Here is a 3,448-nt window from a genome sequence, read left to right on the forward strand (position 1 = left end):
ATTGCCCCGCGTGTCCCGATTGCGCTCCTTGTCCCCCTTGTCCATCGGGTGGCAGTTCTGGGCAAGGTAGTCCATGTCCTCCGTGTCCTTCGGGTCAGAGTACGCCTTGTCCGCCTTGTGGAGGAGGTGGTTCTCCTTGTCCTCCCTGCACTTGTCCGCCCTGCATTCTTCCTCCGAACGCAGACGGAAGCTGCGAAATACATTATGGCAGTGGGACTGATGCTGATAACAATTCTCAATGCATTCTCAACAGAGTAGAAGACGTGCAATTTACCTCAATCTCAGTCCCAATTTTTTCCAAGTGCGACGCCAACGGAGACCCAGAAAACGACGCCCAAACTATAAACGTGATTCTGGGAACAGAAGCTACGGAACTTCTGAAATTTCAACAATTAGCAGATATTCAAGGACAAGCCGCTTGTTATCAAGACGTCGGAGCCTGTCCCGACGGTTGGTTAATTCGGCCTGAATGGCATCGGCCACAGGTAATTTATCAATTTGCACCAGTTGGTAAAAACGGTACCATTATCGGCCCACCCAACTACAGAATTACAGTGCCGCATCATTTACCGACAAAACCTGACACCGGCTTACCAAATTATGAACGCGGCAACTGGGAAACAATTTTTGTACTCAGTGATAACTCAAAAGTTACTATTCATTCCCTAGATGAAGACAATGGAATGATGATGTTAGATGCTATCAAATTGAGGATAATTCCAAGTTATGTTGCCGGTGGATATTTAAGTAAATCGTGTCTAGTTGCTACTGATACTGAAATTTCTCAAATAACTGTTAAAAATCGGATGGCTAAATATTATGCAACTGGTACAAAAAAACAGTTACCAAATTGGATTGCCAAGTGGTGATTTTTTAATTCCGCTTAATTACTGGCATATTCCTGATGATTTATCTACCGCAATTTCACTTAAAGAAGCTTGTGAAATTTATTTTTATTCTCGCAATACTTTAATTAGAAAAATTAAAATAGGTCAGATTCAAGGCTTTAAGATGAGCCGGAAATGGTACTTATTGCCTGCTGATTTAAAAAAGCGAAAGAATGCGACAGCGACTGGCGCTTAATCGCGCATTAAGGCGCGACATACAACATGTGTTAAAAAGCTTGCGGTTTACGAAGTCGTGAACGTATATTTGGAGGATATCTCGACTTAAATTCAATACTAAAATGGCTACAACGATTCCCAAGGCTAGCTTCATATTTGGCGGTAATAAAATAGTAACTCTAGAGGATGTTTACGATGAGATTGGTGATGTTTGCGGAGTGGTGAAGGCTGACCCTACATCTCTTCCCCCCAATAGCGAATCTATTTCTGTTCGCCAATTAGTTTCGTCTGGTACTGGTCGCCGAGCACTTGTGCGCCTCAAAGACAAAACAACCAAGACAGTTTATTTCGCTGCCGCCAATTGCACCAAGATAGGTGCATTGGTCGGATTGGATTATGTCACTGGGAATTCAATCCTAAGTGCAAGATTTCCTCAGCACGTCACGATGTATTAAGATTTTTCTCACTGTATTTTTTTAGCTTTCTTTCCCAAAAACAACTTTTTTAAAATAGAAATATGCCACCTAAACTTGATAGATGCAAGCTGGTTGTTGCAGAAGTACCGGCGATTGGATCGACTCCCGCAACCCCAGCGCAGAATTATTATTTTCTTTCTACCTATGGGGTCTACACAGGGGATTTAAATAGTGATACAGATATAGCGGGCGTAACTGGCATACTGGCAGAGGTACCTGGGACAACAGACTACTCACCCTTTGCGTTCTCCACGATCAAGGAGCTAGTGCGAGCTGGAATAATTACTACAAGGGTGGTTATCGTTACTGATAAAAGTGGTACGACCATAGTAAAACGTCGAAAGACATTACACGTCAGCGAGGACGCAAAGGATGATTTCGATGACCTGGTCACACAATGTACTTGGCCCATCGGCAAGGGTGCTGGACAACCGATTACTAACGCGATCAATGTACGACATGTCAAGACTCGTCAATAATTCATAACGACATGGACTTGTCTCTTTCAAGTGATTGGAGTCTGATATTTGAGCAAAACTTATCAGGCTCCAATCTTTCTAATTTTTTGATTCCTGATACTTTTTCTAGCGGGATTTTAGGAATTTATATCATCACTCCAAGCGCGAAAAAGACTTGGTATACAGGCGGATATGTAAATCAACTTGTTCAGACGAATTTAGTTGATAATTCAACCCAATGGACTAGTTTTTCTCAGCGTCTTTCTTTGGGTGGGAATGTTTTGATATTCCCAATATCTTTTGCTTCATATCAATTGCGATTTTCTTTCCCAGTTTGGTTTGAAAGTTCGTTTATCAGTATTTGGAGCTATAACGGACAAACTAATTAATTACCTTCTGGACAACTCGCAAATAATGCAATTAAAAAAAGTAAAATTCACCAGGCGTATTTTATATGACCTGGCAATGACTTCGTTTGTAATTGTAGACGTTGTATGTTTTGGAGTGTTTTTACACGTCGAAAAATACAACTCGAATTCCCAGTTACAAAATTCTTTAGGACTTTTGAACAAAATTGAGCAGAATATTACAACTCAAAACAAGCAGTTTCAATCCCTGTCAAGCGAACTGGATAAGTTAAAAAAGGATGTCCATAACCTGAATCAGAAACTCTCGAAAGAGCTAGTCTTTCGAGAGGCATTAAGATTTATTCTTGCGGCTGAAGGCGGAATTTCTAATGATAAAAACGATAGTGGAGGACTAACTAAATTTGGTATCACCCACACAGAATATTACAATTATCGCGCCAAGAAAGGGCTACCACAGCGCTCTGTGCGTCTGATTTCGCTAACAGAAGCCCAAGACATATATAAACATTATTATTGGGAAAATTCTGGCTGCTATTATCCGCCGCGCCGCATTGCAATCGCTTGTTTGGACTGGCAAGTCAATTCCGGTCGCGGTTTCGCGACTTTGCAGCAGACTTTAGGACTTAAACCTGATGCAATCGTTGGGCATCAGACCCTTAACGAACTCGATTATTGGCTGAGAAAAAACAAAGAATCGAAGCTCCTGAGCAAATATTTTGATATTCGGGAGAATGACTATCGCCGATGGGGAGTCGGGACTCAAAGAGTATTTCTTCAAGGCTGGTTGAATCGAGCCGAAGCCTTGAAGAAATATTTGCACGTCTGATGAATTAATAATCGTTAGGATTGAAATCGGAAACAGATACATCAAAATCGATGGTGATACTGTCCCTTTTGAAAAAATTTACATTTCCCTCGCTATCGACTCTGGGGACTATCCCCGTCACTGGGGGATTGATTCCTACTTGTTGAGTGGGAAGAGCGTTTATTTCATCATCATCATCATCGCCATCTCTATGGGTTGTGTCGAGTCCCAGGGCTGCTGCCGAAATTACCACAGCTGCTAGGAGGGCTTCTCCGTC

General features: G+C 41.9%; 7 protein-coding genes. 6 read left to right on the forward strand and 1 reads right to left on the reverse strand.

The window, feature by feature from the left end; genetic code table 11:
* The 6 genes from ACYTXL_RS24240 to ACYTXL_RS24265 all read left to right on the forward strand — a co-directional run.
* A partial coding sequence (locus ACYTXL_RS24240; RefSeq protein ID WP_461926957.1) for a hypothetical protein occupies positions 1–869 on the forward strand: 869 nt, incomplete at its 5' end.
* On the forward strand, positions 856–1,083 hold the full coding sequence (locus ACYTXL_RS24245) for a helix-turn-helix domain-containing protein (protein WP_461926958.1): 228 nt from the start codon (positions 856–858) through the stop codon (positions 1,081–1,083). The genes ACYTXL_RS24240 and ACYTXL_RS24245, both read left to right, overlap by 14 nt.
* 103 nt (positions 1,084–1,186) lie before the next feature.
* Positions 1,187–1,519 carry a hypothetical protein gene (locus tag ACYTXL_RS24250; RefSeq protein WP_461926959.1) on the forward strand — a complete coding sequence of 111 codons (333 nt, stop codon included), beginning with the start codon at positions 1,187–1,189 and terminating at the stop codon, positions 1,517–1,519.
* A 62-nt stretch (positions 1,520–1,581) separates the two neighbouring features.
* Complete coding sequence (locus tag ACYTXL_RS24255; protein WP_461926960.1) at positions 1,582–2,019, forward strand: hypothetical protein; 438 nt, start codon at positions 1,582–1,584, stop codon at positions 2,017–2,019.
* An 11-nt stretch (positions 2,020–2,030) separates the two neighbouring features.
* Positions 2,031–2,387, forward strand: coding sequence for a hypothetical protein (locus ACYTXL_RS24260; protein WP_461926961.1), 357 nt, complete (start codon positions 2,031–2,033; stop codon positions 2,385–2,387).
* Between the two features lie 76 nt (positions 2,388–2,463).
* On the forward strand, positions 2,464–3,192 hold the full coding sequence (locus tag ACYTXL_RS24265) for a glycoside hydrolase family 108 protein (RefSeq protein WP_461926962.1): 729 nt from the start codon (positions 2,464–2,466) through the stop codon (positions 3,190–3,192).
* A gap of 4 nt (positions 3,193–3,196) precedes the next feature.
* On the opposite strand, the gene ACYTXL_RS24270 is transcribed toward ACYTXL_RS24265, so the two are convergent.
* Positions 3,197–3,448 (reverse strand): hypothetical protein (locus ACYTXL_RS24270; RefSeq protein ID WP_461926963.1); only part of this gene is annotated, 252 nt, incomplete at its 5' end.

The organism is Nostoc sp. (genome assembly GCF_054880495.1).

Coding starts and splice junctions, on each gene's coding strand:
- ACYTXL_RS24265 (WP_461926962.1), top strand. CDS start 2,464: ATGACTTCGTTTGTAATTGTAGACGTTGTATGTTTTGGAGTGTTTTTA.
- ACYTXL_RS24260 (WP_461926961.1), top strand. CDS start 2,031: ATGGACTTGTCTCTTTCAAGTGATTGGAGTCTGATATTTGAGCAAAAC.
- ACYTXL_RS24250 (WP_461926959.1), top strand. CDS start 1,187: ATGGCTACAACGATTCCCAAGGCTAGCTTCATATTTGGCGGTAATAAA.
- ACYTXL_RS24255 (WP_461926960.1), top strand. CDS start 1,582: ATGCCACCTAAACTTGATAGATGCAAGCTGGTTGTTGCAGAAGTACCG.